Raw genomic sequence first — 25,268 nt, 5'->3', positions numbered from 1 at the left:
GCTCCTATGTTGTTATATAGGCTCCTATGTATATTGAGGATCCTGTCATGACAACCAGACCGAAAATCGCGATCATCGGCGGCGGCCCCGGCGGGTTGATGCTCGCCCGGCTCCTTCTGTTGCGCGGGCTTCAGCCGACAGTCTTCGAGCGGGATCGCCATGCCGGTGACCGGCCACAGGGTGGCTCGCTCGATCTCCACGCCGAGACCGGCCAGCAGGCTATCGCCCGGGCTGGGCTCGAAGCCGAGTTTCGCGCCGTGGCGCGGCCCGAGGATCAGGGCGACCGGCTCTATGACCAGAACGGCACGCTGTTGTTCGACCGCGACGGTGCCGGAGACAATCGACCGGAGGTCGACCGGACCGCCTTGCGCCAGATCCTGCTCGGCTCGCTTGCGCCCATGACGCTGCGTTGGGCGAGCAAGGTCGATGCCGTGACACCGATCGAGGCGGGCGGGTTTGATGTCGTCGTCGACGGAATCTCGGAACGCTTCGATATCGTCATCGGTGCGGATGGGGCATGGTCGCGTGTCCGCGCCCTGCTCTCCGATGCCCGGCCGCTCTACGAGGGGGTAACGCTGGTCGAGTTCGGCTTCGCTGCCGAACGCCATCCCGACGTCGATGGGTTGGTCGGGAGCGGCAAGATGTTCGCCGTCGGCGACAATCGGGTGCTGATCGCGCAACGCAATGGACACCGCCATATCCGCGGCTACGCGGGTCTGCGTCTTCCCGAGGCGGAGGCGCGCGATTGGATGTCGCTCGGCGACGATCGCATCCGGGCAATGCTGCGCGATCGTTTCGCAGGTTGGGCGCCGTCCCTCGTCCATCTCATCGACAGTGGCGAGCTTATCGCCGTCCGCCCGCTCTATGCGCTGCCGATCGATCATTCCTGGCAAAGCAGGGTGGGGCTGACCTTGCTTGGGGACGCAGCCCATCTGATGTCGCCCTTCGGCGGCGAGGGCGTGAATCTGGCGCTCGCCGATGCCGTCGACCTGGCAGACGCGCTGACAAGCGGAGATGGATGGGGCGCGGTTGCCGCTTACGAAGCCGCGATGATGCGACGGGCGAGACCTGCCGCGGAAGGCGCGGCCGAAGGACTGGCTGGTGCGGTGTCGGCCGAGGGCGTCGCGGCCGTTCTGGATCATTATCGCCAGCGGGTCGAAGCCTGACATGCTCCTGGAGGCATTCATCGGCCCGGACTTGACGAGCGCGATCTGGCGACGCTGTTGATTGCGGCGGCTTCCGCTTAATCTCGGCCGACCCGAAGATTGGCCGGCGGCGAGAAGCCGACAGCTCCGGCAAGGCGAAGGCGGCGATGGTGGCATTTCTGATGGATGGCCCGGCTGAGGCGAGGACAACGATCCTCCTGGCGCATGGCGCGGGGGCTCCGATGGATTCCGCTTCGATGACGGCCAACGCCGGCGCTCTGGCTGCGGCCGGTCTTCGCGTGGCCCGGTTCGAGTTCGGTTACATGGCAGGTCGGCGGACATCAGCTGGTCGAAAGCCACCGCCGCGCGCCGAAACCCTGATCTCGGAATATGCCGCCGCCATCGGCGCGCTTGATTGCAAGGGACCGCTCATCATCGGCGGCAAATCGATGGGTGGACGTGTCGCCAGCATGCTGGCCGACGAGTGGCACGCATCCGGCCGGATCGCCGGCCTGCTCTGCCTTGGCTATCCCTTCCACCCGATCGGCAAGCCCGAGCAGCTGCGCACGGCGCATCTCGAGACCATGAAGACGCCGACGCTGATCGCCCAGGGGACGAGGGACCTGTTCGGAACGCGCGAGGAGGTGTCGGCTTACACGCTCTCCAGCGCCATCGAGATCCTCTGGCTCGACGATGGCGATCACGACCTGAAGCCGCGCAAGGCGGTCTCGGGCTATTCCATCGACGACCATCTGAGGACGCTGTCGAACAAGGTCGCCGCCTGGGCGGATAGCCTCACGGCATAGGGGCACGGCCGGCGCGGGCAGGGGAAGCGGCGCGACCCCGGGCCCGGCGCCGCTTCGTCGGTCTGGCCGGCCTCAGGTTCCGTCCGGCCCGCTGCTTTTGAGTTCCCAGGTCAGGATCGCGAGAGCCAGGTTCTCAAGCTCCAGCTCGGCCATCGGATGGTGGGCGGCGGCGTGGAGATCACGCGCCCTGGCGCAGGCGCGAATATAGTCCGCCTCCGAGCTCAGCATCACGGAGCGCCGGTTCGGGTAGCCTGGCGCGCGGTTCCGCCGGCGGTCGGGTCGCTCTTCACGCATGCATGGCCATGCCGGTTCGTGAGACGATACTGCTCATGCCTTAGAGTGAGGCCGGTTCACGCCAATCGCAACCCCGAGATTACCATTGGGCGCGAATCGTCCAACGGCACGCGAATTCGAGGGCGTGCTTCAGCCAGGACGCAGGTCCCCGCCAGGGCATCATCTCTCCGGAGTGGGCGAGGGCGGTTCCGATCAGGTCCCGCCTATTGACGCACCAGGATGATCTCGGAGGTCTGCAGGATCGGGCCGCCGGGCGTGAGGTTATCCGCGACGGTCATCCGCAGGATGCCGCGGCCGTCATTCTGGATGACCATCGCGGCCTGCGTGTCGCCATTGACCGGGCGCGGCCACTCGATGCGAAGGTTCAGGGTGTCGCCGCTGCGCGTGCCGCTGAGCCGGGCGGGGCCGATCCGGGCGCCGGTATAGGTGCCGTGATAGGTGCCGGAGCGCGGATCATAAGTGACATCGATCGCGACCGGGCGCACGAAGATCAGATAGGCGCGGCAGCTGCCTTGCGCGCTGATCCGATTTTCGGTGGGCCGCCCCATGATCGAACAGGTCACGTGCCGCGGCTGGCTGCCGCCGTCGCGCTGGACCTTGCCGGAGCCGGACCAGTCGCCGCGAAAACGCTCGAGAAAGTCGGATTCGGCAGCGCGGGCAGGATTGCAGACGAGGATGACAAGGAGGCAGCACAGGCAAGCCGCCGCGATGCCGCAGCGTGTCGCCCTGCCGATGACCCGGTGCTGCAGGATCGCCCTGGAAGCCAGTTGGACCGGAATGCCGGGCGTAAGAGTGTCCGCGACCGTCATGCCGAGCCTCCCCGGCTCTGGCTGCCTTGAGCCCGGCTAGCGTCTGGAGCCTAGCGACTGCGGCCCTCTCAACGGGCCCGGCAGGGCCGGTCCTCGTTCACGGGCGCCTGATCACGGCAGGGGTGTTCGCTCCCGCAGTCAGCCTTTGCGCGGCGAGCACCACCTCGAGGCGGTTGCGCGCGTTCAGCTTGGCCATCAGATTGGTCATGTAACCCTTGACGGTCTTGGCGCTGAGCGACAGCTCGCGGGCGATTTCGTTGTTCATCTTGCCGAGCAGCAGCAGATTGACGATCTGCTGCTCCCGGACGCTGAGCCTGTTGCTGACCGCCTTCTGTCTTTCGAGGGTCTTTTCTTTCAACGCACAGATCAGCTTGGTCGCGAAGGAGGGCGTGACATAGACATCGCCTCGCTGTGCCGCCTGAAGAGCCTGGAAGAGGTCTTCTCCGGGACTGCCTTTCAGGACATAGCCCTTGGCCCCGGCATCCAGCGCCCTGATCGCGTCTTCCGTGCTGGCCGAGGCGGTGAACACCACGATCTTCGTCTCAGGAGCGATCTTCAACGCGTCCGCAATCGCCTGGAAGACATCCCCCGCCATGCTGAGATCGACGATCATCTCATCCGGGCGATGCGTTCTGGCGATCGGCACGATGTGATCTGCGACAGTCCCCGTCGCGGCGAGCATGAAACCGCCCCAGCGTTTCAGCAGCACGGCGATCCCCTCCATCAGCATGGGGTGATCATCGACGATCGCAACCGAAAGGTCCGGCATGGCTGACCTCTGCACTCTACCCCCAAGCCTGACCGGATGGTTGCGTAGTCAACGCTCTTTGTAAATCCTCTCAAAATGAGAACAATCTCGATTCAATCGGGTCGACAAACCTGTCTTGCTAAACCTTAGGTAGAAGAGTTCCGTTTTCTGCGCCTGAGGTTGTGGCTGGCGGCAGGCGGGAGGGCATTCTGCCGCCGCTGCGGCGGTCACCCGGGCCGGCTGAGACCAGCAATGGCAATCTCGTTCAGCGCAATCGTCAGGTCCGCCCATCCCCGTCAGGTCGGGCGCCGGCCCATCTCGCCAAGCGTTTAGTTTAAAAATATTCTAGTTATAGATTTGAGTATTTCTAAGTTATTGAAGTATCGTGACAAATCGCCGCGCAGTCTGTAACTGGTCGCTATTCTGCACGAGGACAGATGCGGTGGATCTTCTGAGCACGCGATCGATCAGGAATAATATCCGGCGTGACTGGAGCCGCCCGTCGGCCAAGCCCATGTATTGCGGAATCATGAGATCTTCTTGTTCAGCCGGTCTGCGCATCTCGGCGCGCGCGATAACCAGCGATTGCTTGAGCCGATCCGCACCAGAACCGTCTTCCTGGAGCATGAGCCGATCATGGGCGGTCGGGCGAGGGGAGGCCGCCGGTTGAACACTGGCGGCTGGGCCAGGACCGCTGCGCCATCCCCATGCGCAAACGGCAATCGATAGAGCGAGGATCATGATGGACAGGCATTCACAATCCGTGCCGGGCTGGTTTGCTTGGCTGACCCGGCGCGTGGCGCTCATGGCCGCCCTGGCCCTGCTTGCCGCACCGGGCATCCGCAGCGCGCAGGCTGCCGACACCATGATCGAGGTGACCGACCTTGCCGGCCGCACCGTCAAGGTCAAGAAGGGCGTGCAACGGGCCATCCTCGGCGAGGGCCGGCTATTCTCCGCGACGGTCGTGCTGATGGGCAAGGACAAGCCCTTCGCGCGGCTCGCCGCCATCGGCGACGATCTGCCGAAATTCGACCCCGACACCTGGAACCGCTACCTGGCGGATGTCCCTGCCGCCAAGTCGGTGACATTGGTGAGGGCGCTCGCCTCGAGCGATTTCAGCGTGGAGAAGGCGATCACGCTTGATGCGGACCTCGTCATCCTGTCGCTCGGCTTCCTGGACAAGGCGATGCAGTCCGGTGTCGTCGACAACCTGGCCAAGGCCGGCATTCCGACGATCTTCATCGATTTCCGCGAGCGCCCGACGCAGAACACCGTGCCGAGCATGCTTCTGCTCGGCCGGGTCTTCGACCGCATGGACGCGGCCAATAGCTTCATCGACTATTATTCGCAGCAGATGCGGCGGGTCTACAACGTCACGACGCGGCTGAAGCAGGATCAGCGGCCGCTGGTCTTTGCCGAGCAGGCTGCCGGCCTCAACCCGTCTGCCTGCTGCCAGTCCTTCGGCAATTTCAACTTCGGCGAATTCGTCTCCGAAGCCGGCGGCATGAACTGGGGATCGAAGTATTTTTCCGGTGCCGGCGGCATGGTAATCCGGAGAAGATCATCGTCGATGATCCGCAATTCCTGCTGATGACCGGCGCCAACTGGTCGAACAGCAACCCCGGCAATATCGCCGTCTGGCTCGGCTACGAGACCCAGCCTGAACGCGCCGCCGCGCAGTTCAAGGGCCTCGTCGCCCGGACCGGATTTCCGGGGCTGACGGCCGTCAAGAACAGGAAGGTGATGGCGATCTATCACCAGTTCTACCAGAGCCCGTATCACTTCGTGGCCATCCAGGCGCTCGCCAAGTGGCTGCACCCCAACGAGTTCAAGGATCTCGACGCCCGGGCGACCTTCCAGGAACTGCATGACCGCTTCCTGCCGATCAAGCTGACTGGCAAGTTCTGGATCGAGATGAACTGATCGCCATGGCCCTGTCCGATATGCCGGCCTTCGAGCCGCCTGCCGATACGGCCAGCGAGCGCTATCGGCGGCGGGTGCTGGGCAAGCTCCTGCTCGCTGTCGGGGCGCTTGCGCTGCTCACGCTGGCGCTCGTGGTCGATGTCTCGGTGGGGCCCGGCAATTTCCCCTTGATGGATGTGGCGCGCGTCATCCTCGAACCGGGATCGATGGGCCCGAAGCTCGACGTGATCGTCTGGGATGTGCGCCTGCCCGTCGCGGTGATGGCCATTCTCGTCGGTGCCATGCTGGGCACTGCCGGGGCGCAGATGCAGACCATCCTCGGCAATCCTCTCGCCGATCCGTTCACGCTCGGCATCTCGTCGGCGGCGAGCTTCGGTGCGGCGCTTGCCATCGCGACCGGCGTCTCGCTCGTGCCTTTCGCGGGGGCCTTCCTGGTGACGGCGAACGCCTTCCTGTTCGCGCTCGCGACCTCGGCGATCCTGTTCCTGTTCACGCGGCTGCGCGGCGTCACCGTCGAGACCTTCGTGCTCGTCGGCATCGCGCTGTTCTTCACCTTCAATGCGCTTCTGGCCTTCATCCAGTTCCACTCGTCCGAAACCCAGCTGCAGCAGATCATCTTCTGGATGATGGGCAGCCTGTCGCGCGCCACCTGGACGAAGCTCGGGATCTGCGCCGGCCTGCTTGGAGTCATCCTGCCGTTCTGCCTGCATCGCAGCTGGATGCTGACCGCGCTCACCATGGGCGACGAGCGGGCCGCCGCCCTTGGCGTGCGCGTCGCGCGGCTGCGCCTCGAAATGCTGGTCTGCATCTCGCTGCTGGCCTCGACCGCCGTCGCCTTCGTCGGCACGATCGGCTTCATCGGCCTGGTGGGGCCGCATATCGCCCGGCTTCTGGTCGGCGAGGACCAGCGCTATTTCGTGCCGGTCGCGGCGATTGCCGGCGGCCTCATCCTGTCCGTCGCGTCGACGCTGTCGAAGGGCATTACCCCGGGGATCATCTATCCCATCGGCATCATCACCGCCCTCGTCGGCGTGCCGTTCTTCCTTAGCCTCGTGATGTCGATCCGCCGGGAGCGCTGGCAATGAGCCTTTCAATCGAGTCGATCGGTTTCGCCTATCGTGGCCGCGGCGACGTCTTCGACGGACTCAGCGCTCTGGGGCTCGAGCGCGGCACCGTCACCGCCGTGGTCGGGCCGAACGGGGTTGGAAAATCCACGCTGTTTCGCCTCGTGGCCGGGCTGCTGCGCCCGCGCGCCGGCACCATGCGGCTCGACGGGGCCGACCTTGCCGGAATGACATCGCGGCAGCGGCATGATGCGATCTTCTTCCTGTCGCAGCATGTCGCGATGCGGGCTGCGCTCTGCGTCTTCGATTATGTGCTGCTCGCCCGGAAAGCCCATGGCGGCCGCGCCACGCGCGAGGATCTGCGGGCGGTGGAGGAGGCGCTCGGCACGCTGCATATCGACCATCTCTCGGAGGTTCCGGTGTCGGACCTTTCGGGTGGCCAGCAGCAGCTCGTCTCCGTGGCCCAGGCCTTGGTGCGCGCGCCCAGCGTGCTCCTGCTCGACGAGCCGACAAGCGCGCTCGACCTGCGCCGGCAGTTGCAGGTGACCAATGTCATCCGCGAGACGACGCGGCGGCGCGGCCAGGTCACGCTCGTCGCCTTGCACGATCTGGCACTGGCCAGCCGCTGCGCGGATCGCTTCCTGCTGATCGACCGCAAGACCGTCGTCGCCGATGGCCGCCCCAGGGATGTCCTCTCCCATCCGGCGGCGTCGGACGTGTATGGCGTCGACATCACGCTGGAACAGGGTGCGACCGGCAATCTCCTGGTCGACACCACGCTGCGCGCCGGCACCGAGCGGCCGACGGCCTGAGAGGGCAGGGGGCGCCGCTCTTCGCCCAGGCCGATGGGCGTCGCATGCGCTCTGGCCGCGCCGACTGCGCCAACGGCCTTGGCGTCGGCCAAGCGACATTCATCCGTTCGGGGTGCCGCCCAGCCGCATCTGGCTCGGCGCCAGCCCGGTCCATTGCTTGAACGCATGCGAGAACGCGCTGACTTCGTGGAAACCCAGCAGCCAGGCGACCTTGGAGACATGGTGGTCGCCATCATTGAGATAGCGCAAAGCCAGATCACGCCGCAGTTGCCGCAGGACCTCCGAAAAGCTCAGCCCCTCCTCGGCGAGCCTTCGCGCCAGTGTCCGTTCGCTTAATCCAAGCTGGCGGGCGATGACTTCGGCGCGAACCTTGCCGTGAGGCAGCAGCGGAGCAATCGCATTCTCGACGCTCACCCGAAGCGGGCTCGCATTGGTCGTGCGGGATGATAGCGCCGCCTCGCAATAGGTCTGGAGGAGATCGTTGAGATAAGGGTCGGCATTCACGAGATGGCGTTCGCGCGCATCGGCCTGCAGAACGAATGCATCGGTCTCGGCGCCGAACTCCACCTTCGTCCCGGCAAACCGCGACATCGCAGAGGTGTCGCCCGATCGGTGATGCGCGATCGAGACGTGTTGTGGGACGAGATTTGCGCCGGTCAGGATGCGGCAGATCCTGATTGCTCCAAAAATGCAGAACTCGGCCTGGTGCCGATCGCAATGCCGGGGAAGGCCGGCATAGCTCAGCGTGACGGTGAACCCGCTTCCCTCGGCAATGCTGAAGACCAGCGCTTCATTGGTGATCGCGCTGTAGCGCGCAATCCGTTGCGTTGCGTCGCCGAGCGTTTGTGAGGATGCCATCACGTAGAACAGCAAGCCCATGGCTCGGGGGTCGAATTCCTGGGCCAGGGTGAAGCCGAGGCAATCATCACCCAGTGCCGCCGCGGCCCGGTCCAGGAATGCGACCTGACGCCGGGAGGGCACTCTCTGATCGTGATCGGCGAGCATGTCCTCGGTCAGGCCGACCTCGTTCAGGAGAGGCGCGGCCGGTATGCCGGCGCCGGCAAGACGCGCAACGGCAAGGCGCGAGATGCCCGCTAGCGTGGTCGGCAGGGAGGTCAGGTCGCGTGGCAAAGCCGCCGAACTCCCCTGCTCATGTCCGGGACGAGCAAAATCTTGGCCGAAATTAACAAGCGTCGGATGCTCCAGCAACGTATTTCAGGGATGTCCGGTCTGCGTGCGCGCACCGGCCACGCCTCGAAGGCAATAGGCCCAGGACAAACCAATAAGCCCAGAACAAACCTGTTGCGGAATTGGAGCCTATGGATGAGATCTCGCCGGCGTCTGGCCTCATTGAGCGCTGTCGGGATCATGATTTCTTCGACCGGTCACGCTGCGACCTTTGCCTGGGAATGTAGGTTCCCTAGCTTTCGCAATGCCCTGACCTTTGTTTGGGATACCGATAAAAGCTCCGCTTCCCTGATTGGCGGCGCGGGCTCGGCGACCTTGTGGCCGAATTTCGGCACGATTGCCTCCGGGCAGGCTGTTGTCTCATTCGCTGAGCCGACCTCTGGCGGAGCCATCCAGACGACAACGATCATCGTCAACACCGGAGAAGCGATTCATAGCCGCAATGCCATCGTCGGCGGGAAGTTTGTTCCCTCGCAAGATTCGGGTCAGTGCAGGCAAAGGCGCTGAATCTAAAATCTGCGCGCCTGCTAATATGCGTCAGTATTATCTTATTGATTTATGTTTATTAAATTAAGTTAATAATATTAATTGCGATTTACCAAAATATTGATTACAAAATTCGGCGTGCATATTCCTGAGGGATCCCGGCGCGATGCGCGTCTAAATCACCTATCGGCAGGAACGGTCACAAAGTTGCCGAACTCCCTGTCCATAGCGCTTCGATCAGCGAACAATGCAGTCTCAAATCGGGAGAGAAAAAATCTTTGGTAATTAGGAAAAAGAGGCAGAGCCGTCAGCAACATTTTTCGGGTACGCCGAGCCGACGTTGTCGAGGCCGATTTGCCATGAATGTTAAACTCAACGGTGATGCAGACTGTATGTTTGCGATACAGAATTTTGCTTCGCGTAACGGTCGTCACTCTCGGTCGGCGACGGGAAAGATTGTCGCCTGCGAAGTGGTCGTCATTTCCACTGTCGCGTTCCGGCGCGGCGCCGGCGTATCCGGACGACGCGCTAATACAGATCAGTCGTCAATGAATAGCCTGAGGCCTGACGCCGTTCCGTGGTTCTCCCGCGCGTTGAGCGGCGCGGTAACGCCTCGGCACGAGGCCGCTTGATGCGGCTCTGCCCGCAGCCTCACTCCTCATCGCAATGGCCGTAACGCCAGTTAACCCACGTTAGTCAAACAGCCTTGTCGCCTTCGGCATATCGAGACGCTGCGCTACGCAGGGCCTTCGCCATGCTTCGGGACAAGCTCCAGCAAAACGAGTTCTTTTCCGCCTCCACAGCCTCCGTGAGAGCCTTGATGTGCTCGTCTCCGGTCAGGCCGCGGCGCCCAAACCCAGCAAACAGACCAAGCCACAAGGGCCGCTGATCCTGCCGACGATGGATCCGGACCGCGAACGCACGGCTTGACCCTTACCCCCCGGAGTATCCCCATGAAGCGCATCGCCCCACTGGCGTTGCTTTCGCTTGCGGCCTTTGTCGAGCCGCCCGCCACGACCCTGGCGACCACGCAGCTCATTCTCACCGGCGTGCCGGTCGTCGTCGACGGCGACACGCTGGCGAGCGAGCAGCGCTGCCTCGCCGAGGCGATCTATTTCGAGGCGCGCTCCGAAGCGGAGGACGGGCGCGTCGCCGTCGCCCAGGTGGTGCTCAACCGGGTCAAGAGCGGGTATTATCCGGGGTCCGTCTGCGGCGTCGTCTATCAGAACCGCCACCGCAGGCTCGCCTGCCAGTTCACCTTCGCCTGCGAAGGCAAGTCGTTGCGCATCAAGGAGCCGGAGCAGTGGCAGGTGGCCCAGCGCATCGCACGTGAGGTTTACGAGGGCCGGACCTATCTCGTGGAGGTCGGCGATTCCACGCATTATCACGCCGATTATGTCCAGCCCTCCTGGGCGAAGAGGCTGAAGAAGATGGATGTGATCGGCCGCCACATCTTCTACAGCCGCGGCACGACCGGACTGGCCCATTCAGGGTGACCCGGACCTGAGGCCGGCGCTCGCTTCGCAATTGCGAGCGCGGCCCCTATAGGTTGCGCGGCGATCAGTCTCGCCGGGAGTCATGCCTATGGCCTATCTGTCCGATGCCCGCGCCCTCACGCTGGCCGATTTCGCCCGGATGAAAACGGCGGGCGAGAAGGTCGCGATGATGACCTGCTACGATTCGAGCTTCGCGAGCCTGCTCGAGAGCTGCGGTGTCGAGATCCTGCTCATCGGCGATTCCATGGGGAATGTGCTGCAGGGGCACGCCACGACCCTGCCCGTGACCATGGAGCAGATGGTCTATCACACGGCCTGCGTGGCGCGCGGCGCCAGGCGCGCCTTCATCATGGCCGACATGCCGTTCGGCTCGTATCAGGAAGGTCCTGCCCAAGCCATGCACAACGCCGCCAGGCTGATGGCTGCCGGCGCCCATATGGTGAAGCTCGAAGGCTCCGACTATGCCGTCGAAACCGTTCGATTTCTCGTCGAGCGCGGCGTCCCGGTCTGCGGCCATCTCGGGCTGACGCCGCAATCGGTGCACCAGCTCGGCGGCTACCGGGTCCAGGGCAAATCGGCTGATGCTGCGACCAAGCTCAAGGCCGACGCCGCCGCGCTGGAGCAGGCGGGTGCGCGCTTCCTCGTGCTGGAAATGGTGCCGTCGACGCTCGCCGCCGAGATTGGCGAGGCGAGCGACGCCATGCTGACGATCGGGATCGGCGCCGGTGTCAACTGCAATGGCCAGGTGCTCGTCCTCCACGACGCGATCGGCGTCTATCCCGGCAAGAGGCCACGCTTTTCCAAGGACTTCATGGTCGGCGCGGGCTCGATCCAGCAGGCGGTCGAGGCCTATGTCGCCGCGGTGAAGAGCCAGGAATTCCCGGGGGCGGAGCACAGTTACTGAGAGCCGGCTCCGGCCGCAGGGGCATGTGGCCGGCCGCCGATCTGTCGCTGCAATGCAGGCAGCGAGGGACGGACATTATCAGTCGGATGCGCCCGCTATCTCCGGGGCGGCCTCCGTTAGAATGGCCTCGGCGCGATCTTTCATTATATAAGTTGGAATATAACGATCGGCTTCGTCAATTCCTACCAGAACGCTTTCCTATCCTGACCTCCGCCTATCGGACGGTTGACAGCGGTGCCGGAACGGCCGGAACATGCCGAAAATCGCATGGCTGCCGGTAGTGACGCGCCTCGGCTGGCAATGACGGTGCGAAGCGGGTGGAAATGGATGCCGAGCATGGTCGAGACTGCGCGAGGCCTGCACGCTGATCGGATATATTCGACACTGAACAACGCTGCGGCAGTGGCGCAATCGGCCGTGGCGGCGTCCTGGTCGCGTTCCGCGGTCAGATACGGGCTCGATCCCAACCACGCCCGGCCGCCCTGGCGGCTCAGCCAGCATGAATTCGATGCCGCCTTCGAACGCCTGGATCCGCTGATCCGAGTGGCGCAGTCGACCCTTGATCGGCTCTTCCAGTCGGTCGGCGATGCCGGCTGCTGCGTGCTGTTCACCGATCGCGAGGGCGTGCCGCTCGATCGACGGGGCGTCGTCGGCGACGATGTCGATTTCCGCAATATCGGGCTCTGGACCGGAATGGTCTGGAGCGAGGCCAGCGAGGGCACCAACGGCGTCGGAACCTGCCTCGCGGAGGGGCGTCCGTTGACGATCCACCGCGACCAGCATTTCCTGACGCGCAATATCGGCCTGAGCTGCAGCGTCGCCCCGATCTGGGACGCGCAGGGGCGGCTGATCGCGACGCTGGATGTCTCGACCTGCCGGGCCGACCTGACGCCGGCCATGCTGAAGCTTGTCGCCAGCGCGACGCTCGAGGCGGCGCACAGGATCGAGGCTCATCATTTCCGGATGGTTTTTCCCAAGGCACGCATCGTCGTCGCCCAGGACCGCTTCGGCGGCGGCGGAGGTCTGCTGGCTGTCGACAAGGAGGATCTCGTCATCGGGGCGAGCCGGGCGGCGCGGCTGGCCTATGGGCTGACCGACGAGCGCCTCGCGCACCCGTTTCCCGCCGACGATCTCCTGGCGGGTGACGAGGCAAGGCCTGCCGAGGCGTTGAGCGCCGCCGAGCGCGGCGTCGTGCAGCGGGCTCTAGCGCGGGCCAATGGCAATGTCTCGGCGGCGGCGCGCATGCTCGGGGTCAGCCGCGCCACCATGCACCGGAAGCTGACAAGGCTCGGGCTCCAGCGCGGCCGGTGAGCGCACGGGTGGCCGAACATGCAATCTCTTCCAAAACCTGTCGCAAAGCTGAGACAGTCGGGCATCTGAAAGCGCCGCACGCCTCCTGACAACGCCAAGCATTGCGGCCGATCCTGCCCTCCAGGGCGCGGCCTCACAGCGCTGCGATGGAGGATGAGATGAACAAGCCCGAATTCAACCGCACGACCGCGACGCCGTTCAAGGCGCGCTATGGCAATTTCATCAACGGCAAATGGGCCGAGCCCCAGTCAGGGCGCTATTTCGAGAACACCTCTCCGGTGAATGGCCGGCTGCTCTGCGAGGTCGCGCGCTCCGACGCGAACGACATCGAGGCGGCGCTCGACGCCGCCCATGCCGCCAAGGGTGCCTGGGGCCGCACCAGCGCCGCCGAGCGGGCGCTGCTCCTCAACAAGATCGCCGATGTGATGGAGGAGAATCTCGCGCTTCTCGCGCTGGCCGAGACCTGGGACAACGGCAAGCCGATCCGGGAGACGACCGCTGCGGATATGCCGCTGGCGATCGACCATTTCCGCTATTTCGCCGGCGCGGTGCGCGCGCAGGAAGGCGGCATCTCCGAAATCGACCATGATACGGTCGCCTATCACTTCCACGAGCCGCTCGGCGTCGTCGGCCAGATCATTCCCTGGAACTTCCCGATCCTGATGGCGGTCTGGAAGCTGGCGCCGGCGCTCGCCGCCGGCAATTGCGTCGTGCTGAAGCCGGCAGAACAGACGCCCGCCTCGATCCTCGTCCTGGCCGAGCTGATCGCGGACATCCTGCCGCCGGGCGTCCTGAACATCGTCAACGGCTTCGGCCTGGAGGCCGGCAAGCCGCTCGCCTCGAGCAACCGCATCGCCAAGATCGCCTTCACCGGTGAGACCACGACCGGCCGCCTGATCATGCAATATGCCAGCCATAACCTGATCCCGGTGACGCTGGAGCTGGGCGGCAAGTCGCCGAACATCTTCTTCAAGGATGTGACGCTCGAGGATGACGATTTCTTCGACAAGGCAATCGAAGGCTTCGTCATGTTCGCGCTGAACCAGGGTGAAGTCTGCACCTGCCCGAGCCGCGCCCTGGTCCATGAGAGCATCTATGACCGCTTCATGGAGAAGGCGCTGAAGCGCGTCGAGGCGATCAAGCAGGGCGACCCGCTGGATAGCGCGACGATGATCGGTGCGCAGGCCTCGTCCGAGCAGCTCGAGAAGATCCTGAGCTATTTCGATATCGGCCGGCAGGAGGGCGCCGAGGTGCTGATCGGCGGGGCGCGAAACGAGCTGCCAGGCGATCTGGCGGGCGGCTATTACGTCAAGCCGACCGTCCTGAAGGGGCACAACAAGATGCGGGTCTTCCAGGAGGAGATCTTTGGGCCGGTCGTCTCCGTCACGACATTCAAGGACGACGAAGAGGCGCTCTCGATCGCCAATGACACGCTCTATGGCCTCGGCGCCGGCATCTGGACCCGTGACGGCAATCGCGCCTATCGCTTCGGCCGCGCGATCCAGGCGGGCCGGGTCTGGACCAATTGCTACCACGCCTATCCCGCGCATGCGGCCTTCGGCGGCTACAAGCAGTCCGGCATCGGTCGCGAGAACCACAAGATGATGCTCGACCATTACCAGCAGACCAAGAACATGCTGGTGAGCTACTCCCCGAAGAAGCTCGGCTTCTTCTGAAGCCCCTGGGGCTTCTCCTGAAGATGTTCAGCTTCTCCCTGAAGAAGCTGGCTTCTTCAGGCGTTTGCCCGCCCCTCCATGGGCACAGGCCCGGCACGCCCGCAGCGAACGTTGCTGCTGGCGTGCCGGGCTCTCCCTCAAGCCGCATGGCCCGGCGTTGAGCCTGGGCCTACGGCAGGTTTTGGTCGTCCCACGCCACGGGGAGCTCCGGCATGAGCGAGCACGTCATCGGACAGGTCCCAGTCATCGAGCAGGCACAAGGTATCGAGCAGGTCACCGCCACTCCGACCGCCTTGCGCCTGATCTCGCGGCTGCAGGCCGAGCACGGAGACATTCTGTTTCATCAGTCGGGAGGCTGCTGCGATGGCTCCTCGCCGATGTGCTATCCGCAGGGCGATTTCATCGTCTCCGATCAGGACGTGAAGCTGGGCGAGGTTGGCGGCGTTCCGGTCTATATCAGCGGTTCGCAATTCGCTCTCTGGCGCCATACCCAGCTCATCATCGACGTCGTCCCTGGGCGCGGCGGGATGTTCTCGCTGGAAAACGGCACCGAGCAGCGCTTCCTCACGCGCTCGCGTGCCTTTTCCGGCGAGGAGATGTGCCGCCTCGACGGCGGAACAATCAGCTCCGCCAGCTGAGCTGGGTCCGGCCGGCCTCACGGCTCGGCGATGATCAGCCGCAACGAACCATCGAAAGCCGCTTGCCGGCGCAATGCCCCGTGACGCGTGTCCCAGCTGCCGTCTTCGAGCGCGCGCTGGAGATCGGCGACATAGCCCGCGCGGACCGGCTCGCCGACGAAGCTCCAGGCCGAATTCGCCGCCCGGGCACCGGCCTCGAGCAGGCGTTCCGGGCGCCCATAATAGGCCTCGTTGAAACCGTCCCGGCAGTCGAAGGGAATGGCGACCGGGTCGGCGCGCGTCTGGCCCGCCGAGCAATGTGCGGATCCGGCCAAGCGCGGGGTAGCGGCGGGCCTCGGTGGCGAGAACCTCGGGCGCGTAATCGTTCAGCCAGAAGCGTTGCACGAGATCGGGGTCGCAGCTCAGGATGATGACCCGTCCGCGCGTCACGCGCCGCATATCGGCAAGCCCGGCCTCCAGGTTCTTCCATTGATGGATGGAGAAGGTCGTCATGCTGGCGTCGAAATGCCCGTCCGGGAAAGGCAGCGCCTCGGCGACCGCGTCAATGGCAGGGGCGAGATCGGCGGGACGTTGGGCGCGCATCGAGGCCGAGGGCTCGACGGCCGTGACGTCGCGATCCCGCGGTTCGTAGGAGCCTGCGCCGGCTCCGACATTCAGCACGGTCCGCGCGGTGCCGAGGGCCTGCTCGATCTGGGCGGCAATTGCCGGCTCGGGCTGCCGATACGCGGTATAGCCCGCGCCGATGACGCCGTAATTCGCGTCCCCGGCGCTGCCGTCCGCTTGGCGTGGATTCACCGAACCGACCGTCATCGAGACCTCCCTGTTGCGTCAAAGGGGCTGGCAGATGCGTGCGGGCCTTGCGCCGCGCATCGCCTGCGTTCCGTTAACTCAGTGCACAGCCACCTGCCTTCCTCGACCCGCCCATGAAGACACGGGATCGACTGAAAGCTGGCCGGCCATGGCGGTTCTTCTAGAGGTACACTGCCCCTCATGCTATCGAGTTAAAATCCGATCATGGTGAGCTAAACTCACGGACCATCAGTCATGCCGCGCAAGCTTCCGCCGCTTTCCGCCCTCAGGGCCTTTGAGGCGACGGCGCGTCTCGGCTCGGTGACGCGTGCGGGCGAGGAGCTCGGCCGAACCCATGGCGCGGTCAGCCGCCAGCTTCGGAGCCTGCAGGATCATGCGGGTGTGGAGCTTTTCGAGAAGGCGGGGACCGGCTTGCGGCTGAATGAACGCGGCGAGGCCTTGCGGCAGGTCGTCGCCGGATCGCTCGATGCGCTCGAGCAGGGCTGGCTGCGCGTGCTGGAGGAGGCGCGCGGGCCGAGCGTGCATGTGGCCTGCAGCGCCACCTTCGCCATGCGCTGGCTCGTGCCGCATCTGCAGGGCTTCTACCGTCGCCATCCCGAGATCCGGCTACGCCTGTCGATGACCTCCGCGCAGGAGATCAGGCACCAGGGCGCCGATCTGGTGCTGGTCTGGGATCGCCGCTCCTATCCCGCGCGCGACCGGGAGAGGGCGATCCGCCTGACCGATATCGCCTTCGGGCCCGTCTGCGCTCCCGGGCATGCGATCACGCGGGACGGCGAGCGCCTGGTCTGCTCGACCCGGATTGCCCATGAGCACAGCGCGAGCGCCTGGGAGACCTGGCAGGTCAATACGGGCCTGACGGCGAGCCACGAGGCGGAGCTCTTCTTTCCGCACACGCATCTCTGCATCGAGGCGGCGCTGGCGGGCTTGGGCGTGGCGCTTGTCGAGCAGCGCATGGTCGGGGAAGACCTTGCGGCCGGCAGGCTGGTTGCGCCTTGCGGGTTTGTTCCGTTCGCCGATGGCCTTGCCGCCATCCCCGCCAGGGATCATGGCGTTTCACCGGCCGCGCGCGCCTTCCTCGTCTGGATCGCCGAAGAATTTGCCGCCGAAGCTGCCGCCCCCTGAGCCGTCGCCTGTCGCCGAGATCGCGGGAGACGGCGTGTCAGGAACCGGCGCGTGTCCGATGGAGCGGCAGGATGGCATCGCGCGTCAGCGGGGCGAGTTCGGGATGGGGCGCGCAAGCCGGATCGAACCGGATCAGCTCCGCGATCTCCGCGGCGGGGGCGAGCGTCCGATCCGTGGACAGGCTGAACAGCTCCGCCTCGACGGTAAAACCCTGCTCATGGGCTGCAGGCGCCGCGAAACAGCCGAGATAGCGCGGCGACGACGGCGCGACGACAAGGCCGAGTTCTTCGTGCAGCTCGCGTATCAGCGCCGCCAGCGGCGTCTCGTCGGGCTGGATCTTGCCTCCGGGCTGCATGAAGGCGCTGGTGCCGCGCTTCCGCACCAGGATCAGCCGGTCCTGTCGGTCCGTGAGCAGGGCGGCCGCGATCCTGATCGTCGGCGGGGTGTTCAAAGGCATCTGTCCGGCAGGCCGATTGGTCAGTTCCTTCAGTTGGAGAGACCGGTCTTGGCGACGAGCGCCGGGTCCGGGCGATAGAGCGCGGGATACAGGCGCTTCAGGCTTTCGATCTTCGGCAGGTCGTTGATCACGATATAGGGGTGGCTCGGGTTCTTCGTCAGGAAGTCCTGATGATAGGCCTCGGCCGGGTAGAAGGGCCGGTCCGGCTCGATCTTGGTCACGATCGCCGCGTTAAAGGCCCTGGCCTGGTTGAGCTGGGCGATATAGGCCTTGGCGATCCGGGCCTGGTCCGCATTGGTCGGGAAGATCGCCGAGCGGTACTGCGTGCCGATATCGGGACCCTGGCGGTTGAGCTCGGTCGGATCATGCGCTGCCGAGAAATAGACCTGCAGGATGCGCGCATAGCTGATCTTGCGCGGATCATAGGTGATCTGGACGGCTTCGGCATGGCCGGTACGGCCCGAACCGACCTGCTCGTAGCGGGCGGTCGCCTTCTCGCCGCCGGCATAGCCGGAGACGGCATTGCTGACACCGTCGACATGTTGGAAGACGCCTTGCACGCCCCAGAAGCAGCCGCCGGCCAGGACAGCGACTTCGGACGTGGCTTGCGGGGCCGGTTCAGCGGCCGACAGGGCGGGAATCGCGCGGGGTGCATTCTCGGCGGCCGATGGTGAAATCCGCAGGCCGAGGCCGACGAGCCCGATCAGCGCCAGGGCGGCGAGGGCAGGCCGGCCGTAGCGCGCGACGGGCGATCCGGCGGTCTTGGCGCGTGGATGTGTCATGTCCAATCTCCCTGTTCAGCCGAAGGTGAAGGCATAGGCCTGTACGCCGGGGTCGAGGAAGCGGATCTCGAACAGGCGATCGCCGACCTCGCCCTTCTGGCGTATGAGCTGGTGGAGCCGCTGCTCGCTCACAATCCCCTGGCCGTCGGCATCGCTGTCCATGCCATGGTCGTCGCCGGGCGGGGCGCCGTCGATGGTGACGCGAAAGCGCACCGGTTTGCCATCCGCTCCCGGGCCGAGAACCAGATGCAGGTCGCGCGCATGGAAGCGGAAGCCGATGCTACCATCCTTGTCGTCCAGCGCGGCGTGCTCCGCACCGATCGTCCAGCCGCCTGACAGGCCCCATTCATTGAGCCGGGGCTGGCCCAGCGCATAGGTCCGGTGCGTGTCCTGGACGATCCCGCCGGGCGAGACGAAGTTTTCCGCCCGCTCATAGCCCAGATAGGTCTCCGGCGAGCGGACATTGCCGGCATCGGATGCGGCTTCCGCGCCGACGGCCTTGACCGCAACGAGTTCTGTCGGCGTACCGGTCCTGCCGGCCTCGGCCAGCAGCGTCTGGATCACCCGTTCGGAGGCGTCATAGTCCCCCTCGCCGAACTGATGGTGGCGGACCCGGCCTCGCGCGTCGATGAAGTAATGCGCCGGCCAATAGCGGTTCTTGAAGGCGCGCCAGATCGCAAAATCATTGTCGATCGCGACGGGGTAGCCGATCTGAAGATCGTTCACCGCCTTCTTGACGTTGCCGATGGTCTTCTCGAAGGCGAATTCCGGCGTATGCACGCCGATCACCATCAGACCCTGATCCTTGTACTTCTCGGCCCAGGCGCGGACATAGGGGATCGTCCGCAGGCAGTTGATGCAGGAATAGGTCCAGAAATCGATCAGGACGACCTTGCCCTTGAGCTGCTCATTGGTCAGCGGCGGCGAGTTCAACCATTCGACCGCCCCCGCCAGCACCGGCATCACGCCCTCGACGGGCAGTTCGTCACTCGCCTGCGCAGGCTTGCCCTGCATCATCATGGCGTTGCCGCCCGTCATGGCCGGGTTCGCGGCCATCATGGCGGGGTTGGCGCCCGTCATCGCCGGGCCGCCCTGCATGGCCACCGGGGACTGTCCGGGCGCCTCTGTTTCCGGCCGGAGCCGGTCGACCAGCCGTTGCTCCAGCGCCGATGTGCTCGCCAGCGAGACGCGTGTCAGGAAGCCGGTGTCGAGCCCGAGCGCGATCGCCGCGACCGAAGCCAACACCGCAACACCCATACCCCGCCGTAGCCACTCGCCGGCGCCCAGCGAGCGCTTCATGGCGGAAAAGACCCGGCCGCCGACCAGGAGCGCCAATGCGAGCGAGGTTGCAGCTCCGGCGGCATAGGAGAGCAGCAGGAGCGAAGTGCCGGCATTCGCCCCCTGCAGGGCCGCTCCGGTCAGGATCAGTCCGAGAACCGGCCCGGCGCAGGGCGCCCAGAGCAGGCCGGTTGCGACGCCGAGCAGCAGCGAAGGCGCGACTGCGCCCTTGCCCTGTTCCGCCTGCTCGGAGAGGCGGCCGCCGAGCGCCACCAGCGGGCGTGTCGCCCAGTCCGAAAGGGAGGGGAACAGCAGCGCGAGCCCGAAGACGGCGAGCAGGCCGATTGCGATCAGCCGGCCATATTGGTTGGCTTCGACGGCCCAGCTGCCGCCGACGGCCGCCAGCGTCGCGATGCCGGCGAAGCTCGCGGCCATGCCGACGAGCATCGGCAGCCCGCTGCGCAGGAAGGGCTGGCCCGCACGGGCGAAGACGAAGGGCAGGACAGGCAGGATGCAGGGGCTGACGATCGTCAGCACACCGCCGAGATAGGCGAGCAGGAACAGGGTCATCGCTGCCGCTCTCAGGCCGCCATCGGCTTGAAGGTCATGGAAACGCCATTCATGCAGTAGCGCAGGCCGGTAGGCTTCGGACCGTCGTTGAAGACATGGCCCTGGTGGCCGCCGCAGCGGCTGCAATGCACGCTCGTGCGCTGCATCCCGAGCGAGTTGTCGGTCTCGGTGCCGACCGCCTTGTCCAGGGGCGCCCAGAAGCTCGGCCAGCCGGTGCCGCTGTCATATTTCGTGGTCGAGGAGAAAAGCGGCTGGTCGCAGCCGGCGCAGGCGAAGTCGCCACGGCGCTTCTCGTTCAGCAGCGGGCTCGTATAGGGGCGCTCCGTGCCGCTCTGGCGCAGGACGGCGTATTGCTCGGGCTTGAGCAGGCGGCGCCATTCGGCGTCGGTATGGGTGACGGGGAAGGTCACCTCGGAACGCGCGATGAGGGCCAGCAAGGGCGATGATGCCGCCGCAAGGCCTGCGCTTCTCAGCAGGATATGTCGCCTCGTCATCATGGTGCTGGCCTCCCGCTCCGGGATGATTCCTGTGTCCCCGAACAAGCTAGCGACGAGACCGCTATTCTTCCATGGGCATAGCGCTCACCGCGCGACCATGTGATCGCTGCGTGATGTCGCAATCTCATCCCGGCCGGCTATCGCGAAGGGGCGATGACACGGGGCCGCGAACGGCCCGGCGCTGTATCCATGAGGGCGCAACGCGGGGCCGCTACACGCATTGCGAGAAGCCCGCGCCGAAGGCACTCCCGCCCCGCGGCGGCCAACGGGACGGATGCGGCTGGACCAGATCGGCACCACGTCAATCGCAGCCGGGCGGGGCTTCCGGAGCTGGGGCAATGTCGCGGGGGCAGGATGGCACGTCTACAAGCCAGCTGCGGCTTGCCTTCTGGGTGTAAAGCGACACTTGACGCGTGACGGCTGCGGGCCTACATCGTCGGCGTGGACATCGAGAGCATCAGGCATAAGGCGCTCCGGACGTTCGCGGAGACAGGGAGAGCCAAGGGGGTGCCTGGCAATCTCGTCGGACGACTTCGGAATATGCTGGCCTATCTGGCCGTGATCGAGGCAGTCGAAGAACTGAACATTCCGCCCAATTTCGGCGCTCACCTTCTGACTGGCGATCGCTCTGGCGTTTGGTCGCTCACGGTCACGAAGAACTGGCGAATGACCTTTCACATCAACGAGGCGGGCGCGATCGAGGACATCGATCTGGAGGATTGTCACTGATGGCCATCAAGCTTCATCCAAGCTTCGCCGTCCACCCGGGGGCGTGGCTTAAGACCGAGTTCGTCCTGCCGCATGGGCTGAGCGTAACCGTCACCGCGGAGAAGTTGGGCGTGACCCGTCAGGCCATGAGCAATCTTCTGAACGGCAAGGCCGGCTTGTCGGCCGAGATGGCGATCCGCTTCGAGAAGGCGTTCGGCGTCCGCGCCGATACGATGCTGCGGATGCAGGCGGCGCATGATCTCGCCGAGGCCAGGGCCCATGAAGACGACATCAAGGTGCAACGGATCGCCGTGGCTGCCTGAGGCCGTCTATTTGCGGCTCCGTTCATTCGTCTCCCGGATCAGCGCGATCAGCGCGCGCAGGCCCGCCGGGACGTGCCGGCGGCCGGGATAGTAGAGACAGAGGCCGGGAAAGGGCGGGCTCCAGTCCTCCAGCACCGGGATCAGTGCCCCTGAGGCGATATGCGGTGCGACCGACCATTCGCTGAGATAGGCAAGACCGGTCCCGGCCAGGGCCGCCTCCAGCATCAGGGTCATTTCGTCGAGGGTGAGTGATCCCGGCACATCGATCTCGACCTGCTCGCCGCGCTGCTCGAACTCCCAGTGATAGATCGCGCCGCTCGCCATCCGCGCGCGGATGCATCGGTGCTGGAGCAGGTCGCCCGGCACGACAGGCCTGGTGCGCCCCTGGAAATAGCCGGGCGATCCGACCACGACCTGTCGCAAGGCGGGGCCGATCGGAACCGCGATCATGTCCTGCGGGACCGTCTCCGCCAGCCGGATACCGGCGTCGAAGCCCTGTCCGACGATGTCGACCAGGCGTCCCTCGGTGACGAGCACCACGTTCATGTCCGGGTAGCGCCTGAGATAGTCCAGGATCACCGGCGTCAGGACCATTCGCGCCGCGCCGGCCGATGTGTTGATCCTCAGCGTGCCGGCCGGGGTTTGCCGATGGCTGTTGATGCCCTCGATCGCGCCGCTGATCTCGGCGAGCGCCGGAGCGATCCGGGCGATGAATTGCTCGCCGGCATCGGTCATCGCAACGCTTCGCGTCGTTCGGTTGAACAGCCGCACCCCCAGTCGCGCCTCCAGCGCAGCCACAGCATGGCTCAGCGCCGAGGAGGACATGCCGAGTTCGGTTGCGGCTGCCCGGAAGCTGCCGAGCCGCGCAACGGCGGCGATCGCGTCGTATTCGCCGAGGCCTGTCTTCATTGTCCCGAATTCCGCATCACTTCATGCCGCTTTATCCTGATTATCCAATCGATCCGAGCGGCCTATCTCGGCTTCATCAAACCCGAGGCACCGGAGGCCAGCCATGAAGACCATCGACACGATCTATATCGACGGGGCGTTCGTCACGCCGCACGGAACGGAACTCTTCGACCTCCACAACCCGGCGACCGGCCGCGTGATCGGCCAGGTCCAGCTCGGCGACGAGATCGACACCCGCGCCGCGATCGCAGCCGCCAAGCGCGCCTTTCCCGCGTTTTCACGCAGCTCGAGGCAGGAGCGCATCGCCTTGCTCAATCGGTTGGCCGACGCGGTGCAGGCGCGCAGTGCCGAGCTGACCGAGGCCGTGATCGAGGAATATGGGGCGCCCATATCCCGGGCGGAGTGGATGTCGGACTATGCGGTCGGCGGTTTCCGGCTCGCGGCGCAGACGCTGGAGACCTATGAGTTCACCCGCCGGATCGGCTCGGCGAAGGTGACGATGGAGCCGCTCGGCGTCGTCGGGCTGATCACGCCCTGGAACGCCAATGCCGGCTTCATCTGCAACAAGCTCGCGATGGTGATCGCCTCGGGCTCGACGGCCGTGATCAAGCCCAGCGAGATGAGTGCGATCCAGACCCAGATCGTGACCGAGGCCCTGCACGAGGCCGGTGTTCCCGCCGGTGTGTTCAACATCGTCACCGGTCGCGGCGAGGTCGTTGGGGCAGAGATCAGCGCACATCGCGATATCGCCAAGGTCTCGTTCACGGGATCGACCGCGACCGGCCGCGCAATCCTGCGTGCCGGGGCCGAAACGATGAAGCGCGTGACGCTCGAACTTGGTGGAAAATCGCCTATGGTCATTCTCGACGATGCCGATTTCGCTGAAGCCGTGCCCTTCGCATTGATGGCCGGCTTCATGAACAGCGGCCAGGCCTGCATCGCCGGCACCCGTATCCTGGTGCCGCGGGCGAGGCTCGCGGAGTTCGAGGCGGCGATCAAGGCGGCCGTGGCGGAGGTCAGGTCGGGCGCCCCGCGCGATCCGGAAACGGCGATCGGCCCGATGGTCAGCCAACGGCAATGGGACCGCGTCCAGTCCTATATTCGCAAGGGAAGCGAGGAAGGGGCGACGCTCCTAATCGGAGGCGAAGGACGGCCAGAAGAGACGAAGGATGGCTGGTTCGTGCGGCCGACCGTCTTCACCGATGTCCGCAACGACATGACCATCGCGCGCGACGAGATCTTTGGGCCGGTCCTGTCGATCATCCCCTATGGCACCGAGTCTGACGCGATCGCGATCGCAAACGACACCGATTACGGCCTCCACGCCTATGTCGCCGGTTCCGATCCCGCTCGCGCGCAGGCCGTGGCGGACCAGCTGGTCGCCGGGCGCGTCGTCATCAACGGCGCTCCCATGGAGCCGATGGCGCCGTTCGGCGGCTTCAAGCAATCCGGTATCGGGCGCGAGAACGGCGTGTTCGGGCTCGAGGCCTATCTCGAACCCAAGGCGGTGATGGGCTGATCGGGGCAGGCTAGTATCCGGGGCCCGGCTGAACGGCGGGCCCCTGCCTCCACCCGCACGCGGTTCAGGCGTTGATCGCGGGATGGAGCAGGTTTTCCAGGCCGATAGTGCGGTAGATCTCGCGGCGCATGCGGTCGGCGACGCCGTTGACGATCTCCGCGCCGTCCTGCGACGGGTCGACATGGACGCGGAACGGGCGTTTCCCGAAAGGCGCGTCGACGACCCGGACGATCGCGCGGGCGACCTCGTCCGGGTCGGCATCGGCGGGTTCCAGACCGGCGAGGCCCTTGAGCGCCTTGTCGGCGATGCCGGCATAGGGGCCTGACGCATATTCCGCCGCGCGTGCCTCGTCGGCAGGCTTGCCGGAATGGGCGAAGTGGTTGGTGCCTTTGGTGAAGGCGCCGGGCACCATGAAGGTGGTCTCGATGCCCCAGAGCGCGAGCTCGGTGGAGTAGGAGACCGCCAGCGCATCCATCGCTGCCTTGGCGGCGAAATAGGGTGCGAGGAATGGTGGCGTGCCGCCACGCGTCGAGCTTGAGCCGACCCAGACCAGCAGGCCCTTGCCCTGGGCTCTCAGCCGGGGAAGGGCCGCGCGGTTGACGCGCTGCGCGCCGAGCACGTTCACGTCATATTGCTGGATGAACTGGTCGGGGGTGAAAGCCTCCGCCGGCCCGAAGACCATGTGGCCGGCATTGTGGACGATGACGTCGAGCCGGCCGGCTTCACTGATGATCCGGGCGACACCGGCCTCCGCGGACGGGTCCGACTGGACGTCGAGTTCGACCGTGCGCAGATCGACGCCTTCCGCGCTCGCCCATTGCGCCGCAGCCGCGACCTGCGGTGCGTTGCGGCCTTCCGTCTCGCGCATCGAGGCGTAGACGATGTGGCCGGCCCGCGCGAGGGCCTTGGCGGTCATCAGGCCGAAGCCCGAGGAGGCGCCGGTGACGAGGATGACTTGGCTGGACGGGCTGGGCATGACGCTGGTCCCTT

The 25,268-nt window shown here is 65.4% G+C and carries 27 protein-coding genes and 2 pseudogenes; 16 read left to right on the top strand and 13 right to left on the bottom strand.

What is annotated here, in order from left to right; all coding sequences use genetic code 11:
- The first annotated feature begins 47 nt into the window (after nt 1–47).
- Nucleotides 48–1,166 (top strand): FAD-dependent oxidoreductase, encoded by a 1,119-nt coding sequence (locus AC1DGP_RS03685; RefSeq protein WP_441504707.1) that lies wholly within the window; start codon nt 48–50, stop codon nt 1,164–1,166.
- Nucleotides 1,167–1,312: 146 nt separating this feature from the next.
- The gene (locus AC1DGP_RS03680; RefSeq protein WP_441504706.1) at nt 1,313–1,951 is read left to right on the top strand and encodes an alpha/beta hydrolase family protein; all 639 of its coding nucleotides are present in this window, start codon (nt 1,313–1,315) and stop codon (nt 1,949–1,951) included.
- A 72-nt stretch (nt 1,952–2,023) separates the two neighbouring features.
- Here AC1DGP_RS03680 and AC1DGP_RS03675 read toward each other — a convergent pair whose 3' ends face one another.
- From AC1DGP_RS03675 to AC1DGP_RS03660, 4 genes are all read right to left on the bottom strand, one after another.
- Nucleotides 2,024–2,245, bottom strand: a complete 222-nt coding sequence (locus AC1DGP_RS03675; protein WP_069876938.1) for a hypothetical protein — start codon at nt 2,243–2,245, stop codon at nt 2,024–2,026.
- Nucleotides 2,246–2,448: 203 nt separating this feature from the next.
- Nucleotides 2,449–3,054, bottom strand: coding sequence for a hypothetical protein (locus AC1DGP_RS03670; protein WP_441504705.1), 606 nt, complete (start codon nt 3,052–3,054; stop codon nt 2,449–2,451).
- 97 nt (nt 3,055–3,151) lie between these two features.
- Entirely contained in the window at nt 3,152–3,823 is a 672-nt protein-coding gene (locus AC1DGP_RS03665) for a LuxR C-terminal-related transcriptional regulator (protein ID WP_441504704.1), read from the bottom strand.
- Between the two features lie 351 nt (nt 3,824–4,174).
- On the bottom strand, nt 4,175–4,429 hold the full coding sequence (locus tag AC1DGP_RS03660; RefSeq protein ID WP_441504703.1) for a hypothetical protein: 255 nt from the start codon (nt 4,427–4,429) through the stop codon (nt 4,175–4,177).
- A 112-nt stretch (nt 4,430–4,541) separates the two neighbouring features.
- On the opposite strand from AC1DGP_RS03660, the gene AC1DGP_RS03655 reads away from it, so the two are divergent.
- The 4 genes from AC1DGP_RS03655 to AC1DGP_RS03640 are packed head-to-tail and all read left to right on the top strand — an operon-like array spanning nt 4,542 to nt 7,601.
- Nucleotides 4,542–5,393 (top strand): ABC transporter substrate-binding protein, encoded by an 852-nt coding sequence (locus AC1DGP_RS03655; RefSeq protein WP_476831720.1) that lies wholly within the window; start codon nt 4,542–4,544, stop codon nt 5,391–5,393.
- Entirely contained in the window at nt 5,393–5,725 is a 333-nt protein-coding gene (locus AC1DGP_RS03650; RefSeq protein WP_441504701.1) for a TroA family protein, read from the top strand. The genes AC1DGP_RS03655 and AC1DGP_RS03650 overlap by 1 nt, the downstream gene beginning before the upstream one ends.
- 11 nt (nt 5,726–5,736) lie before the next feature.
- Complete coding sequence (locus AC1DGP_RS03645) at nt 5,737–6,810, top strand: FecCD family ABC transporter permease (RefSeq protein WP_441504855.1); 1,074 nt, start codon at nt 5,737–5,739, stop codon at nt 6,808–6,810.
- Nucleotides 6,807–7,601 (top strand): ABC transporter ATP-binding protein, encoded by a 795-nt coding sequence (locus tag AC1DGP_RS03640; RefSeq protein WP_441504700.1) that lies wholly within the window; start codon nt 6,807–6,809, stop codon nt 7,599–7,601. The genes AC1DGP_RS03645 and AC1DGP_RS03640 overlap by 4 nt, the downstream gene beginning before the upstream one ends.
- Nucleotides 7,602–7,700: 99 nt before the next feature.
- On the opposite strand, the gene AC1DGP_RS03635 is transcribed toward AC1DGP_RS03640, so the two are convergent.
- Complete coding sequence (locus tag AC1DGP_RS03635; RefSeq protein WP_441504699.1) at nt 7,701–8,732, bottom strand: AraC family transcriptional regulator; 1,032 nt, start codon at nt 8,730–8,732, stop codon at nt 7,701–7,703.
- A gap of 42 nt (nt 8,733–8,774) precedes the next feature.
- On the opposite strand from AC1DGP_RS03635, the gene AC1DGP_RS03630 reads away from it, so the two are divergent.
- The 6 genes and pseudogenes from AC1DGP_RS03630 (at nt 8,775) to AC1DGP_RS03605 (ending at nt 15,300) form a co-directional block, all read left to right on the top strand.
- A complete protein-coding gene (locus tag AC1DGP_RS03630) occupies nt 8,775–9,296 on the top strand; it encodes a hypothetical protein (protein WP_441504698.1) in 522 nt (173 codons plus the stop codon).
- Nucleotides 9,297–10,357: 1,061 nt separating this feature from the next.
- Nucleotides 10,358–10,771, top strand: a pseudogene (locus tag AC1DGP_RS03625) (cell wall hydrolase); the annotation flags it as partial.
- A gap of 88 nt (nt 10,772–10,859) precedes the next feature.
- On the top strand, nt 10,860–11,675 hold the full coding sequence (gene panB, locus AC1DGP_RS03620) for a 3-methyl-2-oxobutanoate hydroxymethyltransferase (RefSeq protein WP_441504697.1): 816 nt from the start codon (nt 10,860–10,862) through the stop codon (nt 11,673–11,675).
- 336 nt (nt 11,676–12,011) lie between these two features.
- Nucleotides 12,012–12,986, top strand: a complete 975-nt coding sequence (locus AC1DGP_RS03615; protein WP_441504696.1) for a GAF domain-containing protein — start codon at nt 12,012–12,014, stop codon at nt 12,984–12,986.
- 158 nt (nt 12,987–13,144) lie between these two features.
- Nucleotides 13,145–14,662 carry an aldehyde dehydrogenase gene (gene adh, locus AC1DGP_RS03610; protein WP_441504695.1) on the top strand — a complete coding sequence of 506 codons (1,518 nt, stop codon included), beginning with the start codon at nt 13,145–13,147 and terminating at the stop codon, nt 14,660–14,662.
- Nucleotides 14,663–14,874: 212 nt separating this feature from the next.
- On the top strand, nt 14,875–15,300 hold the full coding sequence (locus tag AC1DGP_RS03605; RefSeq protein ID WP_476768962.1) for a DUF779 domain-containing protein: 426 nt from the start codon (nt 14,875–14,877) through the stop codon (nt 15,298–15,300).
- A 17-nt stretch (nt 15,301–15,317) separates the two neighbouring features.
- On the opposite strand, the gene AC1DGP_RS03600 is transcribed toward AC1DGP_RS03605, so the two are convergent.
- Together AC1DGP_RS03600 and AC1DGP_RS03595 are read right to left on the bottom strand one after the other, a co-directional pair.
- Complete coding sequence (locus AC1DGP_RS03600; protein WP_441504693.1) at nt 15,318–15,614, bottom strand: hypothetical protein; 297 nt, start codon at nt 15,612–15,614, stop codon at nt 15,318–15,320.
- Nucleotides 15,615–15,780: 166 nt separating this feature from the next.
- Nucleotides 15,781–16,110: pseudogene (locus AC1DGP_RS03595) on the bottom strand (methyltransferase domain-containing protein); the annotation flags it as partial.
- A 234-nt stretch (nt 16,111–16,344) separates the two neighbouring features.
- On the opposite strand from AC1DGP_RS03595, the gene AC1DGP_RS03590 reads away from it, so the two are divergent.
- Nucleotides 16,345–17,235: a LysR substrate-binding domain-containing protein gene (locus tag AC1DGP_RS03590; RefSeq protein WP_441504692.1), complete on the top strand. Its 891-nt coding sequence runs from the start codon at nt 16,345–16,347 to the stop codon at nt 17,233–17,235.
- A 37-nt stretch (nt 17,236–17,272) separates the two neighbouring features.
- On the opposite strand, the gene AC1DGP_RS03585 is transcribed toward AC1DGP_RS03590, so the two are convergent.
- Genes AC1DGP_RS03585 through msrB form a run of 4 tightly spaced genes read right to left on the bottom strand, consistent with a single transcriptional unit; the run spans nt 17,273 to nt 20,816 of the window.
- On the bottom strand, nt 17,273–17,686 hold the full coding sequence (locus AC1DGP_RS03585) for an NUDIX hydrolase (protein WP_441504691.1): 414 nt from the start codon (nt 17,684–17,686) through the stop codon (nt 17,273–17,275).
- A gap of 35 nt (nt 17,687–17,721) precedes the next feature.
- Nucleotides 17,722–18,474 (bottom strand): peptide-methionine (S)-S-oxide reductase MsrA, encoded by a 753-nt coding sequence (msrA, locus tag AC1DGP_RS03580; RefSeq protein WP_441488615.1) that lies wholly within the window; start codon nt 18,472–18,474, stop codon nt 17,722–17,724.
- Nucleotides 18,475–18,489: 15 nt separating this feature from the next.
- Nucleotides 18,490–20,322 (bottom strand): cytochrome c biogenesis protein DipZ, encoded by a 1,833-nt coding sequence (locus tag AC1DGP_RS03575; RefSeq protein WP_441504690.1) that lies wholly within the window; start codon nt 20,320–20,322, stop codon nt 18,490–18,492.
- A gap of 11 nt (nt 20,323–20,333) precedes the next feature.
- Nucleotides 20,334–20,816, bottom strand: coding sequence for a peptide-methionine (R)-S-oxide reductase MsrB (gene msrB, locus AC1DGP_RS03570; protein ID WP_441488839.1), 483 nt, complete (start codon nt 20,814–20,816; stop codon nt 20,334–20,336).
- A 444-nt stretch (nt 20,817–21,260) separates the two neighbouring features.
- Here msrB and AC1DGP_RS03565 point away from each other — a divergent pair, with 444 nt between their 5' ends.
- Both AC1DGP_RS03565 and AC1DGP_RS03560 read left to right on the top strand, forming a co-directional pair.
- Entirely contained in the window at nt 21,261–21,548 is a 288-nt protein-coding gene (locus AC1DGP_RS03565; RefSeq protein ID WP_441488613.1) for a type II toxin-antitoxin system RelE/ParE family toxin, read from the top strand.
- Entirely contained in the window at nt 21,548–21,850 is a 303-nt protein-coding gene (locus AC1DGP_RS03560; protein WP_441488612.1) for a HigA family addiction module antitoxin, read from the top strand. Before AC1DGP_RS03565 ends, AC1DGP_RS03560 begins: the two co-directional genes overlap by 1 nt.
- A 6-nt stretch (nt 21,851–21,856) precedes the next feature.
- Here the strand turns inward: AC1DGP_RS03560 and AC1DGP_RS03555 are convergent, their stop codons facing one another.
- Nucleotides 21,857–22,759, bottom strand: coding sequence for a LysR family transcriptional regulator (locus tag AC1DGP_RS03555; protein ID WP_441504689.1), 903 nt, complete (start codon nt 22,757–22,759; stop codon nt 21,857–21,859).
- Between the two features lie 103 nt (nt 22,760–22,862).
- On the opposite strand from AC1DGP_RS03555, the gene AC1DGP_RS03550 reads away from it, so the two are divergent.
- Nucleotides 22,863–24,278: an aldehyde dehydrogenase family protein gene (locus AC1DGP_RS03550; protein WP_441504688.1), complete on the top strand. Its 1,416-nt coding sequence runs from the start codon at nt 22,863–22,865 to the stop codon at nt 24,276–24,278.
- Nucleotides 24,279–24,342: 64 nt separating this feature from the next.
- Here the strand turns inward: AC1DGP_RS03550 and AC1DGP_RS03545 are convergent, their stop codons facing one another.
- Entirely contained in the window at nt 24,343–25,254 is a 912-nt protein-coding gene (locus tag AC1DGP_RS03545) for an SDR family oxidoreductase (RefSeq protein WP_441504687.1), read from the bottom strand.
- Nucleotides 25,255–25,268: the final 14 nt, after the last annotated feature.

The sequence above is a fragment of the Allobosea sp. 05T433 genome, from assembly GCF_056396065.1.
This window is presented reverse-complemented; position numbering and strand designations above follow the sequence as displayed.

Coding starts and splice junctions, on each gene's coding strand:
- AC1DGP_RS03685 (WP_441504707.1), top strand. CDS start 48: ATGACAACCAGACCGAAAATCGCGATCATCGGCGGCGGCCCCGGCGGG.
- AC1DGP_RS03680 (WP_441504706.1), top strand. CDS start 1,313: ATGGTGGCATTTCTGATGGATGGCCCGGCTGAGGCGAGGACAACGATC.
- AC1DGP_RS03675 (WP_069876938.1), bottom strand. CDS start 2,245: ATGCGTGAAGAGCGACCCGACCGCCGGCGGAACCGCGCGCCAGGCTAC.
- AC1DGP_RS03670 (WP_441504705.1), bottom strand. CDS start 3,054: ATGACGGTCGCGGACACTCTTACGCCCGGCATTCCGGTCCAACTGGCT.
- AC1DGP_RS03665 (WP_441504704.1), bottom strand. CDS start 3,823: ATGCCGGACCTTTCGGTTGCGATCGTCGATGATCACCCCATGCTGATG.
- AC1DGP_RS03660 (WP_441504703.1), bottom strand. CDS start 4,429: ATGCTCCAGGAAGACGGTTCTGGTGCGGATCGGCTCAAGCAATCGCTG.
- AC1DGP_RS03655 (WP_476831720.1), top strand. CDS start 4,542: ATGATGGACAGGCATTCACAATCCGTGCCGGGCTGGTTTGCTTGGCTG.
- AC1DGP_RS03650 (WP_441504701.1), top strand. CDS start 5,393: ATGACCGGCGCCAACTGGTCGAACAGCAACCCCGGCAATATCGCCGTC.
- AC1DGP_RS03640 (WP_441504700.1), top strand. CDS start 6,807: ATGAGCCTTTCAATCGAGTCGATCGGTTTCGCCTATCGTGGCCGCGGC.
- panB (WP_441504697.1), top strand. CDS start 10,860: ATGGCCTATCTGTCCGATGCCCGCGCCCTCACGCTGGCCGATTTCGCC.
- AC1DGP_RS03615 (WP_441504696.1), top strand. CDS start 12,012: ATGGTCGAGACTGCGCGAGGCCTGCACGCTGATCGGATATATTCGACA.
- adh (WP_441504695.1), top strand. CDS start 13,145: ATGAACAAGCCCGAATTCAACCGCACGACCGCGACGCCGTTCAAGGCG.
- AC1DGP_RS03605 (WP_476768962.1), top strand. CDS start 14,875: ATGAGCGAGCACGTCATCGGACAGGTCCCAGTCATCGAGCAGGCACAA.
- AC1DGP_RS03590 (WP_441504692.1), top strand. CDS start 16,345: ATGCCGCGCAAGCTTCCGCCGCTTTCCGCCCTCAGGGCCTTTGAGGCG.
- msrA (WP_441488615.1), bottom strand. CDS start 18,474: ATGACACATCCACGCGCCAAGACCGCCGGATCGCCCGTCGCGCGCTAC.
- AC1DGP_RS03575 (WP_441504690.1), bottom strand. CDS start 20,322: ATGACCCTGTTCCTGCTCGCCTATCTCGGCGGTGTGCTGACGATCGTC.
- msrB (WP_441488839.1), bottom strand. CDS start 20,816: ATGACGAGGCGACATATCCTGCTGAGAAGCGCAGGCCTTGCGGCGGCA.
- AC1DGP_RS03560 (WP_441488612.1), top strand. CDS start 21,548: ATGGCCATCAAGCTTCATCCAAGCTTCGCCGTCCACCCGGGGGCGTGG.
- AC1DGP_RS03555 (WP_441504689.1), bottom strand. CDS start 22,759: ATGAAGACAGGCCTCGGCGAATACGACGCGATCGCCGCCGTTGCGCGG.
- AC1DGP_RS03550 (WP_441504688.1), top strand. CDS start 22,863: ATGAAGACCATCGACACGATCTATATCGACGGGGCGTTCGTCACGCCG.
- AC1DGP_RS03545 (WP_441504687.1), bottom strand. CDS start 25,254: ATGCCCAGCCCGTCCAGCCAAGTCATCCTCGTCACCGGCGCCTCCTCG.